The 14,774-nt window shown below is 63.3% G+C and carries 27 protein-coding genes; all 27 read left to right on the top strand.

The window, feature by feature from the left end; all coding sequences use genetic code 11:
• Positions 1 to 168: 168 nt before the first annotated feature.
• The 27 genes from rpsJ (at position 169) to rplQ (ending at position 14,732) form a co-directional block, all read left to right on the top strand.
• Positions 169 to 477, top strand: a complete 309-nt coding sequence (gene rpsJ / locus AUL34_RS17280) for a 30S ribosomal protein S10 (RefSeq protein ID WP_006205468.1) — start codon at positions 169 to 171, stop codon at positions 475 to 477.
• A 63-nt stretch (positions 478 to 540) separates the two neighbouring features.
• The gene (gene rplC / locus AUL34_RS17275) at positions 541 to 1,257 is read left to right on the top strand and encodes a 50S ribosomal protein L3 (RefSeq protein ID WP_061936390.1); all 717 of its coding nucleotides are present in this window, start codon (positions 541 to 543) and stop codon (positions 1,255 to 1,257) included.
• Complete coding sequence (rplD, locus tag AUL34_RS17270; RefSeq protein ID WP_061936387.1) at positions 1,257 to 1,877, top strand: 50S ribosomal protein L4; 621 nt, start codon at positions 1,257 to 1,259, stop codon at positions 1,875 to 1,877. Before rplC ends, rplD begins: the two co-directional genes overlap by 1 nt.
• Positions 1,874 to 2,167: a 50S ribosomal protein L23 gene (locus AUL34_RS17265; RefSeq protein WP_055885492.1), complete on the top strand. Its 294-nt coding sequence runs from the start codon at positions 1,874 to 1,876 to the stop codon at positions 2,165 to 2,167. Before rplD ends, AUL34_RS17265 begins: the two co-directional genes overlap by 4 nt.
• Before the next feature lie 26 nt (positions 2,168 to 2,193).
• Entirely contained in the window at positions 2,194 to 3,030 is an 837-nt protein-coding gene (rplB, locus tag AUL34_RS17260) for a 50S ribosomal protein L2 (RefSeq protein ID WP_061936384.1), read from the top strand.
• A gap of 12 nt (positions 3,031 to 3,042) precedes the next feature.
• Positions 3,043 to 3,321, top strand: a complete 279-nt coding sequence (gene rpsS, locus AUL34_RS17255) for a 30S ribosomal protein S19 (protein WP_061936381.1) — start codon at positions 3,043 to 3,045, stop codon at positions 3,319 to 3,321.
• Between the two features lie 2 nt (positions 3,322 to 3,323).
• Positions 3,324 to 3,710, top strand: coding sequence for a 50S ribosomal protein L22 (rplV, locus tag AUL34_RS17250; protein WP_061936378.1), 387 nt, complete (start codon positions 3,324 to 3,326; stop codon positions 3,708 to 3,710).
• The gene (gene rpsC, locus AUL34_RS17245; protein ID WP_061936374.1) at positions 3,710 to 4,438 is read left to right on the top strand and encodes a 30S ribosomal protein S3; all 729 of its coding nucleotides are present in this window, start codon (positions 3,710 to 3,712) and stop codon (positions 4,436 to 4,438) included. The genes rplV and rpsC overlap by 1 nt, the downstream gene beginning before the upstream one ends.
• Before the next feature lie 26 nt (positions 4,439 to 4,464).
• Positions 4,465 to 4,878, top strand: coding sequence for a 50S ribosomal protein L16 (rplP, locus tag AUL34_RS17240; protein WP_055885507.1), 414 nt, complete (start codon positions 4,465 to 4,467; stop codon positions 4,876 to 4,878).
• A gap of 11 nt (positions 4,879 to 4,889) precedes the next feature.
• The gene (rpmC, locus tag AUL34_RS17235) at positions 4,890 to 5,090 is read left to right on the top strand and encodes a 50S ribosomal protein L29 (RefSeq protein ID WP_061936372.1); all 201 of its coding nucleotides are present in this window, start codon (positions 4,890 to 4,892) and stop codon (positions 5,088 to 5,090) included.
• A 12-nt stretch (positions 5,091 to 5,102) separates the two neighbouring features.
• On the top strand, positions 5,103 to 5,348 hold the full coding sequence (rpsQ, locus tag AUL34_RS17230) for a 30S ribosomal protein S17 (protein ID WP_061936369.1): 246 nt from the start codon (positions 5,103 to 5,105) through the stop codon (positions 5,346 to 5,348).
• 67 nt (positions 5,349 to 5,415) lie between these two features.
• The gene (rplN, locus tag AUL34_RS17225; RefSeq protein ID WP_055885514.1) at positions 5,416 to 5,784 is read left to right on the top strand and encodes a 50S ribosomal protein L14; all 369 of its coding nucleotides are present in this window, start codon (positions 5,416 to 5,418) and stop codon (positions 5,782 to 5,784) included.
• Positions 5,785 to 5,796: 12 nt separating this feature from the next.
• Entirely contained in the window at positions 5,797 to 6,120 is a 324-nt protein-coding gene (rplX, locus tag AUL34_RS17220) for a 50S ribosomal protein L24 (RefSeq protein WP_061936366.1), read from the top strand.
• Entirely contained in the window at positions 6,113 to 6,670 is a 558-nt protein-coding gene (rplE, locus tag AUL34_RS17215; protein ID WP_061936363.1) for a 50S ribosomal protein L5, read from the top strand. Before rplX ends, rplE begins: the two co-directional genes overlap by 8 nt.
• Before the next feature lie 21 nt (positions 6,671 to 6,691).
• Positions 6,692 to 6,997 carry a 30S ribosomal protein S14 gene (gene rpsN, locus AUL34_RS17210; RefSeq protein ID WP_055885522.1) on the top strand — a complete coding sequence of 102 codons (306 nt, stop codon included), beginning with the start codon at positions 6,692 to 6,694 and terminating at the stop codon, positions 6,995 to 6,997.
• A 12-nt stretch (positions 6,998 to 7,009) separates the two neighbouring features.
• Positions 7,010 to 7,408 (top strand): 30S ribosomal protein S8, encoded by a 399-nt coding sequence (gene rpsH / locus AUL34_RS17205; RefSeq protein ID WP_061936360.1) that lies wholly within the window; start codon positions 7,010 to 7,012, stop codon positions 7,406 to 7,408.
• Between the two features lie 44 nt (positions 7,409 to 7,452).
• Positions 7,453 to 7,986: a 50S ribosomal protein L6 gene (gene rplF / locus AUL34_RS17200; protein ID WP_061936357.1), complete on the top strand. Its 534-nt coding sequence runs from the start codon at positions 7,453 to 7,455 to the stop codon at positions 7,984 to 7,986.
• Positions 7,987 to 7,996: 10 nt separating this feature from the next.
• Positions 7,997 to 8,359 carry a 50S ribosomal protein L18 gene (rplR, locus tag AUL34_RS17195; protein WP_061936354.1) on the top strand — a complete coding sequence of 121 codons (363 nt, stop codon included), beginning with the start codon at positions 7,997 to 7,999 and terminating at the stop codon, positions 8,357 to 8,359.
• Between the two features lie 141 nt (positions 8,360 to 8,500).
• A complete protein-coding gene (rpsE, locus tag AUL34_RS17190) occupies positions 8,501 to 9,052 on the top strand; it encodes a 30S ribosomal protein S5 (RefSeq protein ID WP_061936349.1) in 552 nt (183 codons plus the stop codon).
• Positions 9,053 to 9,116: 64 nt separating this feature from the next.
• Positions 9,117 to 9,320 (top strand): 50S ribosomal protein L30, encoded by a 204-nt coding sequence (gene rpmD / locus AUL34_RS17185; protein ID WP_061936443.1) that lies wholly within the window; start codon positions 9,117 to 9,119, stop codon positions 9,318 to 9,320.
• 16 nt (positions 9,321 to 9,336) lie between these two features.
• The gene (gene rplO / locus AUL34_RS17180; RefSeq protein ID WP_061936346.1) at positions 9,337 to 9,813 is read left to right on the top strand and encodes a 50S ribosomal protein L15; all 477 of its coding nucleotides are present in this window, start codon (positions 9,337 to 9,339) and stop codon (positions 9,811 to 9,813) included.
• A gap of 205 nt (positions 9,814 to 10,018) precedes the next feature.
• A complete protein-coding gene (gene secY, locus AUL34_RS17175) occupies positions 10,019 to 11,362 on the top strand; it encodes a preprotein translocase subunit SecY (RefSeq protein ID WP_061936343.1) in 1,344 nt (447 codons plus the stop codon).
• On the top strand, positions 11,359 to 11,952 hold the full coding sequence (locus tag AUL34_RS17170; RefSeq protein ID WP_061936340.1) for an adenylate kinase: 594 nt from the start codon (positions 11,359 to 11,361) through the stop codon (positions 11,950 to 11,952). The genes secY and AUL34_RS17170 overlap by 4 nt, the downstream gene beginning before the upstream one ends.
• A 181-nt stretch (positions 11,953 to 12,133) precedes the next feature.
• Positions 12,134 to 12,502, top strand: a complete 369-nt coding sequence (rpsM, locus tag AUL34_RS17165) for a 30S ribosomal protein S13 (RefSeq protein ID WP_061936338.1) — start codon at positions 12,134 to 12,136, stop codon at positions 12,500 to 12,502.
• 114 nt (positions 12,503 to 12,616) lie between these two features.
• Complete coding sequence (rpsK, locus tag AUL34_RS17160; RefSeq protein ID WP_039192607.1) at positions 12,617 to 13,006, top strand: 30S ribosomal protein S11; 390 nt, start codon at positions 12,617 to 12,619, stop codon at positions 13,004 to 13,006.
• 137 nt (positions 13,007 to 13,143) lie between these two features.
• Complete coding sequence (locus AUL34_RS17155; protein WP_061936335.1) at positions 13,144 to 14,163, top strand: DNA-directed RNA polymerase subunit alpha; 1,020 nt, start codon at positions 13,144 to 13,146, stop codon at positions 14,161 to 14,163.
• Positions 14,164 to 14,309: 146 nt separating this feature from the next.
• Positions 14,310 to 14,732, top strand: a complete 423-nt coding sequence (gene rplQ, locus AUL34_RS17150) for a 50S ribosomal protein L17 (RefSeq protein ID WP_061936332.1) — start codon at positions 14,310 to 14,312, stop codon at positions 14,730 to 14,732.
• Positions 14,733 to 14,774 lie beyond the last annotated feature (42 nt).

Raw genomic sequence — 14,774 nt, 5'->3', positions numbered from 1 at the left:
GGCTTGGCCTCTTGAAGTCGGGGGCGCGGCGGTATACACCGCCGCGTTCTCTTTGCCCTTCGGGGCGGTTCGGGCGGCGCTCAGCCGTTCGGTTTGATTGGCTGAAGACTGTTTAGCGATCGGAAAGCGCCGGTTCTCCGGCATGGCTCCGACGGAAGGACGAATGCAATGAACGGCCAGAATATTCGCATCCGCCTGAAGGCGTTCGACCACCGCGTGCTCGACGCTTCCACCCGCGAGATCGTTTCGACGGCAAAGCGGACCGGCGCCAACGTGCGTGGTCCTATCCCGCTCCCGACGCGGATCGAGAAGTTCACGGTCAACCGCTCGCCCCACGTGGACAAGAAGTCCCGCGAGCAGTTCGAAATGCGCACGCACAAGCGGCTCCTCGACATCGTCGACCCGACGCCGCAGACGGTTGATGCGCTGATGAAGCTCGACCTCGCCGCAGGCGTCGACGTCGAGATCAAGCTCTAACGAGCGGACAAGAACCGGCCGGGCCGATCACGCCCCTAAGGTTCCTCTGGAGAAAGAAGAAGAATGCGTTCAGGTGTGATTGCACAGAAGGTCGGCATGACCCGCATCTACAATGATGCGGGCGAGCATGTGCCGGTCACGGTTCTCAAGGTCGAGAACCTTCAGGTCGTGGGTCAGCGGACCCAGGACAAGAACGGCTACACGGCCGTTCAGCTCGGTGTCGGCACCGCCAAGGTGAAGAACACCTCCAAGGCGATGCGCGGCGTGTTCGCGCAGGCTTCCGTAGAGCCCAAGCGCAAGATGGCCGAGTTCCGCGTGTCGGACGACAACCTCATCGACGTGGGCGCCGAGATCACGGCCGACCATTTCGTCGCGGGCCAGCTCGTCGACGTCACCGGCACTTCGATCGGTAAGGGTTTCGCCGGCGTCATGAAGCGCCACAACTTCGGTGGTCTGCGTGCGACGCACGGCGTGTCGGTCTCGCACCGTTCGCACGGCTCCACCGGTCAACGCCAGGATCCGGGCAAGGTCTTCAAGAACAAGAAGATGGCCGGTCACATGGGTCAGACCCGCGTGACGACGCAGAACCTGGAAGTGGTTCGCACTGACGCCGACAAGGGCCTCATTCTGATCCGCGGCGCCGTGCCAGGCTCGAAGGGCGGCTGGATCTACGTCCGCGATGCGGTCAAGGCCAAGCTGCCTGAGAACGCTCCCAAGCCGGCTGCCCTGCGCCAGGTCGCCAACAACGGCGCTTCGGCCGCTTCCGAGGGAACCGAGTAATGGACATCCAGATCAAGACCCTCGCCGGCGCGGAAGCCGGTTCGGTCACCCTTGCCGACGAGATCTTCGGTCTCGAGCCGCGCGAGGACATCCTTCAGCGCATGGTCCGCTACCAGCTTGCCAAGCGCCAGCAGGGTACGCACCAGTCGCTCGGCCGCGCCGAGATCGCTCGCACTGGCGCCAAGCTGTACAAGCAGAAGGGCACCGGTCGTGCTCGTCACGGTTCGGCTCGCGCTCCGCAGTTCCGCGGCGGTGGCAAGGCGCACGGCCCGGTGTCGCGCAGCCATGCACATGATCTGCCCAAGAAGCTGCGTGCGCTTGCCCTCAAGCATGCTCTCTCGGCCAAGGCCAAGTCCGGCGGCTTGATCGTGATCGACGATCTGACCTCTGCCGAAGGCAAGACCAAGGCGGTGCTGGCTCAGTTCGCGGGTCTCGGCCTGACGAACGCGCTGATCATCGGTGGCGCTCAGCTGAACGAGAACTTCGCTCGCTCGGCTCGCAACATCCCGAACATCGACGTTCTGCCGGTCCAGGGCATCAACGTTTACGACATTCTGCGCCGTCAGACGCTTGTCCTGTCGAAGGCTGCCGTCGAGGCCCTCGAGGAGCGCTTCAAATGAGCGATCTGCGCCATTACGACGTCATCACGAGCCCGGTCATCACTGAAAAGTCGACGCTGGTCTCCGAGTTCAACCAGGTGATCTTCAACGTAGCGAAGACCGCGACCAAGCCGCAGATCAAGGCGGCCGTCGAGGCTCTCTTCGGTGTCAAGGTCACTGCCGTCAACACGCTTGTCCGCAAGGGCAAGGTGCGGCGTTTCCGCGGCCGTCCGGGCCGCCAGAGCGACCAGAAGAAGGCGATCGTGACGCTGGCCGAGGGCCAGTCCATCGACGTCTCGACCGGTCTCTGACGGCTGGCTGCGAGGAATAGAAGATCATGGCACTAAAGAACTTCAAGCCGGTCACTCCGAGCACCCGTCAGCTGGTGCTCGTCGACCGCTCGGGCCTCTGGAAGGGCAAGCCGGTCAAGCAGTTGACCGAGGGCCTGCATTCCAGCGGTGGCCGCAACAACATGGGTCGCATCACCGCTCGCTATCAGGGCGGCGGTCACAAGCGCACCTACCGGATGATCGACTTCAAGCGTCGCAAGCTTGACGTCGTGGCGACGGTGGAGCGTCTGGAGTACGATCCGAACCGCACCGCCTTCATCGCGCTGATCCGCTACGAGGACGGCGAGCTGAGCTACATCCTGGCTCCGCAGCGTCTGGCTGCCGGCGACAAGGTCGTGGCCGGTCTCACCGGCATCGACGTCAAGCCTGGCAATGCGATGCCGCTTTCGGCGATGCCCGTCGGCACCATCATCCACAACGTGGAGATGAAGCCGATGAAGGGCGGGCAGATCGCCCGCTCCGCCGGCGCCTACGCGCAGCTGGTCGGCCGCGACCAGGGCATGGCGATCCTGCGTCTGAACTCCGGCGAACAGCGTCTCGTGTCGGGCTCGTGCTTCGCGACCGTCGGTGCCGTATCCAACCCGGATCACGGCAACATCAATCTCGGCAAGGCCGGTCGTTCGGTCTGGCTGGGTCGTCGCCCGCACGTTCGCGGCGTGGCGATGAACCCGGTCGATCACCCGCACGGCGGTGGTGAAGGCCGTACGTCGGGTGGCCGTCATCCGGTTTCCCCTTGGGGCAAGCCGACGAAGGGCAAGCGCACGCGCCAGAACAAGGCGACCGACAAGTTCATCATGCGCTCGCGCCATCAGCGCAAGAAGTAAGGGAAACACTCCATGACACGTTCCGTCTGGAAAGGTCCGTTCGTTGATGGCTACCTGCTGAAGAAGGCCGAAAAGGTCCGCTCTGGCGGCCGCAACGAGGTGATCAAGATCTGGAGCCGACGCTCCACGATCCTGCCGCAGTTCGTTGGTCTGACCTTCGGCGTCTACAACGGCAACAAGCACATCCCGGTCTCGGTCAACGAGGACATGGTCGGACACAAGTTCGGCGAATTCTCCCCGACCCGCACCTATTACGGCCACGGCGCCGACAAGAAGGCGAAGAGGAAGTAACAATGGGCAAGGCCAAGGCCGAGCGCGTGCTCAAGGACAACGAGGCGAAAGCAGTCGCCCGTACGATCCGGGTTAGCCCGCAGAAACTGAACCTCGTTGCGCAGCTGATCCGCGGCAAGAAGGTCGATCGCGCTCTCGCCGATCTGACGTTCTCGCGCAAGCGGATCGCCGAGACGGTCAAGAAGACGCTGGAAAGCGCCATCGCGAACGCCGAGAACAACCACGACCTCGACGTCGACACGCTCGTCGTCGCCGAGGCCTTCGTCGGCAAGTCGATCACGATGAAGCGTTTCCACGCTCGCGGTCGCGGCCGTGCGAGCCGGGTCGAGAAGCCGTTCTCGCACCTGACGATCATCGTCCGCGAGAAGGCCGAAGAGGAGGCCGCGTAATGGGTCAGAAAGTCAATCCGATCGGCCTGCGTCTCGGCATCAACCGGACCTGGGACTCGCGTTGGTTCGCCAACACGGGTGAGTATGGCCAGCTGCTCCACGAGGACCTTGCGATCCGCAAGTACCTCCTGAACGAGCTCAAGCAGGCGGCGGTCTCCAAGATCGTCATCGAGCGCCCGCACAAGAAGTGCCGCATCTCGATCCACTCGGCTCGTCCGGGCATCGTGATCGGCAAGAAGGGTGCGGATATCGAGAAGCTTCGCAAGAAGCTTTCCGCGATGACCAACGCCGAGACGCACATCAACATCGTCGAGGTGCGTAAGCCCGAGACCGACGCGACGCTGGTTGCTCAGTCGATCGCGCAGCAGCTGGAGCGCCGCATCGCGTTCCGCCGCGCCATGAAGCGTGCCGTGCAGTCCGCCATGCGCCTCGGCGCCGAGGGTATCCGCATCAATTGCGGCGGCCGTCTTGGCGGCGCGGAGATCGCGCGCATGGAATGGTACCGCGAGGGCCGGGTTCCGCTGCATACGCTGCGCGCGGATGTTGACTACGGCACCGCCGAAGCCCATACGGCGTACGGTGTGTGTGGCGTCAAGGTCTGGATCTTCAAGGGCGAGATCCTGGAGCACGATCCGATGGCTTCCGAGCGTCGGGCGGTCGAGGGCGACGGTTCGAACAGCGGCGGTGGTAACAACCGTCGTCGTGAACGCGAGCGCGAGCACGCCTGATAGGCGAAGTTTCGGAGTAATAGGAAATGTTGCAACCAAAGCGCACGAAGTTCCGGAAGGCGTTCAAGGGACGCATTCACGGGAACTCCAAGGGCGGCTCGTTGCTCAGCTTCGGGACCTTCGGTCTGAAGGCACTCGAGCCGGAGCGTGTCACCGCCCGACAGATCGAAGCGGCTCGCCGCGCGATCACCCGTCAGATGAAGCGCCAGGGCCGCGTCTGGATCCGGATCTTCCCGGACCTGCCGGTCACCGCCAAGCCGACGGAAGTCCGCATGGGTAAGGGCAAGGGTGCGATCGAGTACTGGGCGGCGCGCGTCGCTCCCGGTCGCATCATGTTCGAGATCGACGGCGTGGCGGAAGACGTCGCGCGCGAGGCACTTCGCCTCGGCGCGGCCAAGCTTCCGATCCGTACGCGATTCATCCAGCGCATCGCCGAGTAAGGAGAAATTCGATGAAAGCCTCCGATCTCACCCCGAAGACGCAGGACGAGCTGACCACCGAGCTCGGCAAGCTCAAGAAGGAGCAGTTTAACCTGCGCTTTCAGCGTGCCACCGGCCAGCTCGAGAACACCTCGCGTGTGAAGGAAGTCCGTCGGGACATCGCCCGGATCAAGACCATTGCCCGCCAGAAGGCTGGCACGGCCAAGGCCTGAAGGTAGTCAACTATGCCGAAACGCGTTTTGCAGGGGACCGTGGTCTCCGATAAGAATGACAAGACGGTCGTCGTGCTCGTGGAGCGTCGCTTCACGCATCCGCTCTTCAAGAAGACCGTTCGCCGGTCGAAGAAGTATAAGGCGCACGACGAATCCAACCAGTACAAGGTCGGCGACATCGTCTCCATCGAGGAGACCAAGCCGATCTCGAAGGACAAGACTTGGATCGTCGTTGCCGCTCAGGCTTCGGCTCAGTGAATATAGGCTCGGGTGCAGCGCATGATCCTGCGCTCCCCGGCTGCTCGTGATTTGAAGGCGGCCTGACATGATTCAGATGCAAACAAACCTCGATGTGGCGGACAACTCCGGCGCCCGTCGTGTCATGTGCATCAAGGTGCTGGGCGGTTCGAAGCGGAAGTATGCCTCGGTCGGCGACATCATCGTCGTTTCGATCAAGGAGGCCATTCCGCGCGGCCGCGTGAAGAAGGGTGACGTGATGAAGGCGGTCGTGGTTCGCACGGCCAAGGACATCCGTCGTCCGGACGGTTCCGTGATCCGCTTCGACCGCAATGCGGCGGTGCTGATCGACAACAAGAAGGAGCCGGTTGGAACTCGTATCTTCGGACCCGTTCCGCGCGAGCTGCGCGGCCGGAACCACATGAAGATCATTTCCCTGGCCCCGGAAGTGCTGTAAGGAGCCGGACCGATGCAGAAGATCAAGAAGGGCGACAACGTCGTCGTGCTGGCCGGCAAGGACAAGGGGCTTTCCGGAAAGGTGCTCCAGGTCATGCCGAAGGAAGACCGTGCGGTCGTTTCCGGCGTGAACATGGTGAAGCGTCACCAGAAGCAGTCCGCTAGCCAGGAAGCCGGGATCGTCTCGAAAGAGGCTCCGATCCATCTCTCGAACCTTTCGGTCGCCGACCCGAAGGATGGCAAGCCGACTCGCGTCGGTTTCAAGGTTGTCGGCGAGGGCGAGAACGCAAAGAAGGTGCGCATCGCCAAGCGTTCGGGAGAACAGATCGATGGCTGAGACCAGCTACACGCCCCGGCTCAAGGCCGTCTACCGCGACGAGATCCGCAAGCAGCTTCTCGAGGAGTTCCAGTACTCCAACGAGATGCAGGTGCCGCGCCTCGACAAGATCGTCATCAACATGGGCGTCGGTGAAGCCACCGGCGACTCCAAGAAGCCCACTGTGGCGGCTGAAGACCTTGCGAAGATCGCCGGTCAGAAGCCCGTCATCACGCGTGCCAGGAATTCCATCGCCGGGTTCAAGGTGCGCGAGAACATGCCGATCGGCGCGAAGGTGACCCTTCGCAAGGAGCGGATGTACGAGTTCGTGGATCGCCTGGTGCAGATCGCTTTGCCCCGCGTGCGCGACTTCCGCGGGCTCAACCCGAAGAGCTTCGATGGCCGTGGCAATTTCGCCATGGGCCTGAAGGAGCACATCGTGTTCCCCGAGATCAACTACGACAAGGTTGATCAGATGTGGGGCATGGACATCATCGTGTGTACGACGGCGAAGACCGACGACGAAGCGCGAGCCCTTCTGAAGGCGCTCAACTTCCCGTTCCGCCAGTAACGGCAGGCGAAAGGAAAAGTTATGGCCAAGAAGAGCGCCATCGAAAAGAACAAGCGCCGGCAGAAGCTGGTCGCGAAGTATGCCGCAAAGCGCGAAGCGCTAAAGGCGGTGACCACGAACCAGGAAGCCTCGATGGAGGAGCGCTTCCGCGCTCAGCTCCAGCTGGCTGAGTTGCCGCGCAACTCGTCGAAGGTTCGCGTTCGCAACCGCTGCGAGGTGACGGGTCGTCCGCGCGCCTACTACCGCAAGCTGAAGATGAGCCGTATCGCGCTTCGCGATCTCGGCAACACCGGGCAGATCCCGGGCATCGTCAAGTCGAGCTGGTAAGGAGGCACTGCAATGGCACTTTCCGATCCCCTCGGCGATATGCTGACCCGTATCCGCAACGCTACGATGCGGAGCAAGTCCACGGTCGCCACTCCGGCTTCGAAGCTTCGTGCTCGCGTCCTCGACGTGCTCAAGGACGAGGGCTACATTCGCGGCTACTCCGAGACCAAGTTCGAGAACGGCACGGCCGAGTTCAACATCGAGCTCAAGTACTACGAGGGCGCTCCCGTCATTAAGGAGATCGCTCGCGTATCGAAGCCTGGTCGTCGCGTCTACGTTTCGGCGAAGACGATCCCGCATGTCGCCAACGGCCTCGGCATTTCGGTGCTGTCGACCCCGAAGGGCGTCATGGCGGACCACGCCGCTCGCGAACAGAACGTCGGTGGTGAGATCCTCTGCCGCGTCTTCTGACGCGGCATTGAGGTCTCCCAAGCGATCAACGGACAGGTTCTCAGATGTCTCGTATTGGCAAGAAGCCGGTTGCCGTCCCGGGCGGTGTCACCGCCTCGGTCGACGGTCAGACCGTCCGGGCTAAGGGCCCGAAGGGCGAGCTTTCGTACGTGGTGAACGACGAAGTGCTCGTGAAGATGGAAGACGGGTCGATCAAGGTCGACCCGCGTGACGACTCGAAGGATGCACGGTCGAAGTGGGGCATGTCCCGCACGATGATCGTCAACATCCTCTCGGGTGTGAAGGACGGTTTCGAGAAGCGTCTCGAGATCTCCGGCGTCGGCTACCGCGCGTCGATGCAGGGCAAGAACCTGCAGCTGGCGCTCGGCTTCAGCCATGACGTTCTCTACCCGATCCCGGAGGGCATCCAGATTGCCGTTCCGCGGCCGACGGAGATCGTCATCACCGGCATCGACAAGCAGCAGGTCGGTCAGGTGGCTGCCGAAATCCGCGAGTATCGCGGTCCTGAGCCCTACAAGGGCAAGGGCGTGAAGTACGCTGGCGAGAAGATCGTCCGCAAGGAAGGCAAGAAGAAGTAAGGCACGGGACATGGCAACGCAGAAGGAACTCCTCCGGCGCCGCGCATCCCGCGTCCGCCGTTCGATCAAGGCGGTGGCGAACGGGCGTCCGCGCCTTTCGGTCCACCGCTCGTCGAAGAACATCTACGCGCAGATCATCGACGATGCCGCTGGCCGTACCCTGGCCGCCGCTTCGACGCTCGACGTCGGCCTTCGCGGCGACCTGAAGACGGGTGCGGACGTTGCGGCTGCGGCCGCCGTCGGCAAGCTCGTCGCAGAGCGCGCCAAGGAAGCTGGCGTGACCGACGTCGTGTTCGATCGTGGCGCGTTCATCTACCATGGCCGCGTCAAGGCGCTGGCCGACTCCGCTCGCGAAGGCGGTCTCAACTTCTGATCCGCGGCCTTCGGGCCGCCGATCCTCGGCATGCACACGGTCCGGCGGGGTTTCCTCGCCGGCCGTGTCGTGCTTTAAGCCGGGCGCCGCTTCGATCGGCACCCATCCCAGGACGCCTCCGGAAAAAAACAAGGATAGGATATGGCGCCTCGTAATGAACGGAACGACCGCGAAGAGCGGGATGACGGCTTCGTCGACAAGCTCGTCCACATCAATCGCGTCGCCAAGGTGGTGAAGGGCGGCCGTCGCTTCGGCTTCGCTGCGCTCGTCGTCGTCGGCGACCTCAAGGGCCGCGTCGGCTTTGGCCATGGCAAGGCACGTGAAGTGCCGGAGGCCATCCGCAAGGCGACGGAAGCCGCCAAGCGCGACCTGATCTTCGTGCCGCTGCGTGACGGTCGCACGCTGCACCACGACGTCCACGGTCGCCATGGCGCCGGCAAGGTGCTTCTTCGCACCGCCGAGGCTGGTACCGGCATCATTGCCGGCGGTCCGATGCGCGCCGTGTTCGAGGCCGTCGGCATGCATGACGTCGTCGCCAAGTCGCTCGGTTCCTCGAACCCGTACAACATGGTACGCGCGACGTTCGACGCCCTGAAGGGCCAGATGCATCCGAAGGATGTCGCTGCCCGTCGCGGCATCAAGTATTCCACGCTCCAGGCGCGTCGTCGCGACCTGGTCGGCGCTGAGGACTGATGGTGCCATGCGAGCGCATTCGCTTGCGCTTGCTGCACCTCGTCCCCATTCAAGGAGTCGAATGATGTCCAAGACTGAAGCACAGGGCTCGACGATCACTGTCGAACAGATCGGAAGCCCGATCCGCCGTCCGAGCGACCAGCGTGCCACGCTGATCGGCCTCGGGCTGAACAAGATGCACCGCGTTCGGACGCTGGAGGATACGCCTTCGGTCCGTGGCATGATCGCCAAGGTCAGCCACCTCGTCCGCGTCGTCGACGGCCAGTAAGCCGGGAGTGAACGAGATGAAGCTCAACGAGATCGCCGACAAGGACGGCGCCACCCACTCGCGCAAGCGTTTGGGCCGCGGCATCGGTTCGGGTTCCGGCAAGACCGGTGGTCGCGGCGTGAAGGGCCAGAAGGCCCGTTCCGGTGTGGCCATCAACGGTTTCGAGGGCGGTCAGATGCCGCTCTATCGCCGTCTCCCGAAGCGCGGCTTCGTGAACATCTTCGCGAAGGACTTCAACATCGTCTCGCTGGACAAGATCGCCAAGGCGATCGAGGCCGGCAAGCTCGACGGGAAGTCGACGATCGACCTGGCCGCTCTCCAGGCGGCTGGCTTGGTTGGCCGCGCACGCGACGGCGTCCGGATCCTCGGCGACGGCGAAGTGTCGGGAAAGGTGACCATCGTGGCGGACGGCGCTTCGCGCTCGGCTGTCGAGAAGGTCCAGAAGGCCGGTGGCACGCTGACCGTTCCGGAGAAGCCGTCGGCGGAAGCCTGACGCCCGCTTCAGCGGTTTGAGAACGGAAGCCGCCCTTCTTTCGAGAGGGCGGCTTTTTTCGTGTGGCGCGGTTCTGCGACCGAATTTGTCTTGTAATTCGTGTCGCTAGGTCGTTCTACATAACGTCACGAACGTGTCGGAATCGTCCGCGTAGCCCCAAGCATTTCGGGCTGCCCGTGTCGGACCATCCGGAGAGAGCGCAGACATGGCATCGGCCGCGGAACAACTCGCCGCAAATCTGAACTTCTCGGCCTTTTCAAAGGCCGAGGACCTCAAGAAGCGTATCTGGTTCACGCTCGGCGCGCTTCTGGTGTATCGCCTCGGCACCTATATTCCCATGCCCGGGATCGACCCGCAGGCGTTGGCGCAGGCCTTCCACCAGCAGTCCACCGGCATTCTCGGCCTCTTCAACATGTTCGCCGGTGGGGCCGTCGGCCGTATGGCGATCTTCGCGCTGGGGATCATGCCGTACATCTCGGCGTCGATCATCATCCAGCTCATGACCTCGGTCATTCCCTCGCTCGAGACGCTCAAGAAGGAGGGCGAGTCGGGTCGGAAGGTCATCAACCAGTACACGCGCTATGGCACCGTGCTGCTGGCGACCGTGCAGGCGTACGGGATCGCGGCTGGCCTTCAGTCGACAAGCAGCATCGTTACCAATCCGGGCACGTTCTTCATCCTGTCCAGCGTGATCACGTTGGTCGGCGGGACGATGTTCCTGATGTGGATCGGCGAGCAGATCACCGCTCGCGGCATCGGCAACGGCATCTCGCTCATCATCTTCGCGGGCATCGCCGCGAACCTTCCGTCGGCTCTGGCGAACCTCCTCGAACTGGGACGCACCGGCGCGCTCTCGACCGCGATCATCCTGATCGTTGCGATCGTTGTCGTCGTCTGCATCGCTGGCGTCGTGTTCTTCGAGCGTGCACAGCGTCGGCTCCTGATCCAGTACCCGAAGCGTCAGGTCGGCAACCGGATGTTCCAGGGGGATACGTCGCATCTTCCCCTCAAGCTCAATACCGCGGGTGTCATTCCGCCGATCTTCGCGTCGTCGCTTCTGCTGCTGCCGGTGACCATCGCGAACTTCGCCGACACGAGCACCCTGCCGGGCTGGGCCACCGCGATCATCGCGTCGCTCGGCCACGGTCGGCCGCTCTACATGCTTCTGTATGCTGGCATGATCGCGTTCTTCGCATTCTTCTACACGGCCATCGTGTTCAATCCGAAGGACACGGCCGACAATCTGAAGAAGCATGGCGGCTTCATTCCGGGCATTCGCCCGGGTGAACGCACGGCTGACTACATCGATTATGTCCTCACACGCATCACCGTTGTCGGCGCGATCTACCTCATGGTGATCTGCCTTCTTCCGGAGATCCTGATTTCAGCGGCCGGCATTCCTTTCTATCTCGGTGGAACGTCGCTGCTCATCGTGGTGTCGGTGACGATGGACACGGTCGCTCAGGTGCAGGGGCATCTGCTGGCGCATCAATACGAAGGCCTCGTCAAGAAGGCGAAGCTGCGTGGAGGAAGGCGAGGAACTCGATGAGGGTCATACTGCTGGGCCCCCCTGGAGCGGGGAAGGGGACTCAGGCGCAACGGCTTGTCGAACTGCATGGCATTCCGCAGTTGTCGACCGGCGACATGCTTCGGGAAGCCGTTGCTAAGGGTACCGAGATCGGTCGTCGCGCACAGGCGGTGATGGATGCGGGGCAGCTGGTCTCGGACGAGATCGTGATCGGGATCGTGGCCGATCGGATCGACCAGGACGATGCTCGAAAAGGCTTCGTGCTCGACGGTTTCCCGCGCACGGTGGCGCAGGCGACCGCGTTGGATCGCATGCTCGACGAGCGGACGCTCGTGATCGATGCGGTTCTCGAGTTCAAGGTCGACGAGCAGAAGCTGGTCGAGCGGATCGAGAAGCGCGCGCGCGAGACAGCCGCCGCGGGATTGCCCGTTCGCAAGGACGATACACCCGAGGTGTTCCATCGTCGGCTCGGCGAGTTCCGACAGGCGACAGCGGCGGTTTCGCCGTACTATCGCGAACGCGGTCTGCTTCGCCAGATCGACGGCATGGCACCGGTCGAAAGCGTGACGGCGGAGATCGAGGAAGCACTCAAGGGTCGCGTCGGCGCATAGCCTCGTCGCGACGGTTGACTAACGGGCCGGGAATCTTATAAGGACCGGTCCAATTCGCGCATCATCAAGCGATCGGCGCATACGTGAGAGCGTTTGCGATCGGTCGTTTGGCGTTTAGAAGCGACCCCATCGGTCGTGAAGTTCAGCGTCGTGGCGGATCCGCGACCAAAGGAGGCTCATCTTGGCCCGTATTGCAGGCGTCAACATTCCCACCAACAAGCGCGTCGTCATCGCGCTGCAGTACATCCACGGCATCGGTCCGCGCTTCGCGCAGGAGATCATGGACAAGGCGAATCTCTCGGCCGAGCGCCGCGTGAACGAGTTGTCCGACGCCGAGGTGTTGCAGATTCGCGAGCTCATCGATCGCGACTACCGTGTCGAGGGCGACCTGCGCCGTGAGACGTCGATGAACATCAAGCGTCTGATGGACCTCGGCTGCTATCGCGGCCTGCGTCATCGTCGTGGTCTGCCGGTTCGTGGACAGCGCACGCACACCAACGCCCGCACCCGCAAGGGTCCGGCGAAGGCGATCGCCGGCAAGAAGAAGTAATTCGTCGCGTCCGGCGTCTGCCGGGCGGGCAGTGTTTGATGGTCGGAGGCGTTGCGCTTTCCGGCCGGTGGAGCCGCCGGCATTACGGCGGTGTCGAGATCCAAGGATAAGAAAATGGCCAAGGAAGCGCAGCGCGTCCGTCGTCGCGAACGCAAGAACATCACGTCGGGCGTCGCTCACGTGAATTCGTCCTTCAACAACACCCTGATCACCATCACGGATGCGCAGGGCAACACCATCGCCTGGTCTTCGGCTGGCGCGCAGGGTTTCAAGGGTTCGCGCAAGTCGACGCCCTTCGCCGCGCAGATCGCTGCCGAGGACGCCGCCAAGAAGGCGCAGGAGCACGGCATGCGGACCCTCGAGGTCGAGGTTTCGGGTCCCGGTTCCGGCCGCGAGTCGGCGCTCCGTGCTCTCCAGGCAGCGGGCTTCACGATCACGTCGATCCGCGACGTGACCCCGATCCCGCACAACGGTGTTCGCCCGCGCAAGAAGCGCCGCGTCTAAGCGAGCGCGTATTCGAGACTGCGCCGCGCAGCCCATGACGGGCTGCGCGGCTTTCGCCGTATTCGGGAAGCCGATCCTTCCCATAGAGACCTATCGCCACGATTGGATGGTGGCGAGGTAGCTGAAAGGCAAGCGACATGATCGCCAGCAACTGGCAGAACCTCACGAAGCCGAACCAGGTCGTCTTCAAGAGTGGCGGAAGCCGTACGAAGGCCTCGCTCGTGGCCGAGCCCCTGGAGCGCGGTTTCGGCCTGACGCTGGGCAACGCCCTGCGTCGCGTCCTTCTTTCATCGCTGCAGGGTGCGGCAGTGACCGCCATCCAGATCGACGGCGTGCTTCACGAATTCTCCTCGATCGCCGGTGTGCGCGAGGACGTGACGGACATCGTCCTGAACGTGAAGGAAGTCGCCATCGGCATGCAGGGCGACGGGCCGAAGCGCATGGTGCTCCGCAAGTCGGGTCCTGGCGTCGTCACGGCCGGTGACATTCAGACCGTCGGCGACATCGAGATCCTGAACCCCGAGCACGAGATCTGCACCCTCGACGAGGGCGCCGAGATCCGCATGGAGTTCACGGTCAACACGGGCAAGGGCTACGTGCCGGCCGACCAGAACCGCGCCGAGGATGCGCCGATCGGGCTGATCCCGGTCGACGCGCTGTTCTCCCCGGTGAAGAAGGTGTCCTACAAGGTCGAGAATACCCGTGAGGGGCAGGACCTGAACAAGGACAAGCTGACGATGGAGATCGTCACGGACGGCTCCATCAGCGGCGAGGACGCCGTGGCCTACGCCGCGCGCATCCTGCAGGACCAGCTGTCGGTGTTCGTGAACTTCGAGGAGCCGCAGCGCGAGGTGCGTGGCGCCGAGGAGCAGATCGCGGAGCTCGCCTTCAACCCGGCACTGCTGAAGAAGGTCGACGAACTCGAGCTTTCGGTCCGTTCGGCCAACTGCCTGAAGAACGACAATATCGTCTATATCGGCGACCTCATCCAGAAGACCGAGGCGGAGATGCTCCGTACTCCGAACTTCGGCCGCAAGTCGCTGAACGAGATCAAGGAAGTGCTGGCCTCGATGGGCCTGCACCTCGGCATGGAAGTGAGCGCCTGGCCGCCGGAGAACATCGACGATCTGGCCAAGCGCTACGAGGATCAGTACTGATCCGTCACGACAACGCCGCCCGCCGCGAATACGGCGGGCGACACGCCTGACCTGAACGATTCAAAGGCACATGCACCGGCGCCAAGCCGGGATGCGAGGATGCCGACCCCGGCGACATGCCGGACCTGACCTGAGGAGAAACACCCATGCGCCACGGTAATTCCGGCCGCAAACTCAATCGTACCCACGAGCACCGCAAGGCGATGTTCGCCAACATGGCGGCTTCGCTCATCGTGCACGAGCAGATCGTCACGACGCTGCCGAAGGCGAAGGACCTTCGCCCGATCGTCGAGAAGCTCATCACGCTCGGCAAGCGCGGCGACCTGCATGCGCGTCGGCAGGCGATCAGCCAGATCCGCGACGAGGCGGCCGTCCGCAAGCTCTTCGACACGATCGCATCGCGTTATGCCGACCGCAACGGCGGTTACTGCCGCGTGCTGAAGGCCGGTTTCCGTCGGGGCGACAACGCGCCGCTGGCCGTGATCGAGTTCGTCGAGCGCGACGTCAACGCCCGTGGTGCGGCCGATCGCGCCCGCCTCGAAGCCGAGGGGCAGTCCGAGGCCGCCTGAGGCTTCGTTTCGGATGCGTGAAAAGGGGCCTTCGGGCCCCTT

It is taken from the genome of Aureimonas sp. AU22 (assembly GCF_001463745.1).
Classification (GTDB): domain Bacteria; phylum Pseudomonadota; class Alphaproteobacteria; order Rhizobiales; family Rhizobiaceae; genus Aureimonas.
The sequence above is the reverse complement of the archived record's forward strand: the minus strand, read 5'-3'. Positions and strand labels throughout refer to the sequence as shown.